1 pseudogene is annotated in these 951 nt (G+C 60.4%); it reads right to left on the bottom strand.

Annotated features, from left to right (window positions below):
• Positions 1 to 136: 136 nt before the first annotated feature.
• Positions 137 to 949, bottom strand: a pseudogene (locus tag SxD43FB_RS23765) (IS256 family transposase); the annotation flags it as partial.
• Positions 950 to 951 lie beyond the last annotated feature (2 nt).

Below are 951 nucleotides of genomic sequence, written 5' to 3'. Positions count from 1 at the left end.
ATCAGCGACAATCAGAGCGAAGAATCGCCCTTGCCAGCGACAATCTAACCCGGCACCATGAACCCGCCGCGACAATCTGTTCTCATCCTGATAGTCGCTGACCTCTCACCCAGATCGTCGCGCTATACTTTGCGGCCTCTGGAGTTTCCTGGGCGAAAGCGGTGGCGATGAATGCCGACACGACCCGGCGTCCACTCTTGCCGGCATGGGCCAGCGCATTGCGCATAAAATGAACCCGGCATCGCTGCCAGGTGGCGCTGAACACTTTGGCGACGGAGGCTTTTATGCCTTCATGGGAATCTGAGATCACCAGCTTCACGCCGCGCAGACCGCGACGAGCAAGGCTGCGTAGAAACTCGGTCCAGAAGACCTCCGCTTCGGAATGACCGATCGCCATGCCGAGCACTTCGCGCCGGCCATCGCTGTTAACGCCAACGGCAATGATCACCGCGACAGAGACAATGCGACCGGCTCGCCGCACTTTGATGTAGGTCGCGTCCATCCAGAGATAGGGCCAGTCGCCTTCGATCGGACGATCGAGAAAGGCCTTCACCCGCTCGTCGATCTCCACGCACAGTCGGCTGACCTGGCTCTTTGAGATCCCACTCATGCCCATGGCTTTGACCAGATCGTCCACAGAGCGGGTCGAGATCCCCTGGATATAAGCTTCCTGGATGACGGCCGTCAGTGCCTTCTCTGCCATACGGCGGGGCTCCAGAAACCCTGGAAAATATGTTCCCTTGTGCAGCTTGGGGATCCGCAGCTCGACCGTGCCTGCCCGCGTCTCCCAGTCCCGATCCCGATAGCCGTTGCGCTGCGCGAGGCGCTCGGGATCCTTATCGCCATAGGCCGCGCCCGTAAGGTCGCCCACTTCCAACTCCATCAGCCGCTGCGCGGCAAAGCCGATCATATCGCGTAGAAAATCGCCGTCGGCTGTCTTCCCAACCAGGG

Source organism: Sphingobium sp. D43FB (assembly GCF_002312805.1).
Lineage (GTDB): Bacteria > Pseudomonadota > Alphaproteobacteria > Sphingomonadales > Sphingomonadaceae > Sphingobium.
The sequence above is the reverse complement of the archived record's forward strand: the minus strand, read 5'-3'. Positions and strand labels throughout refer to the sequence as shown.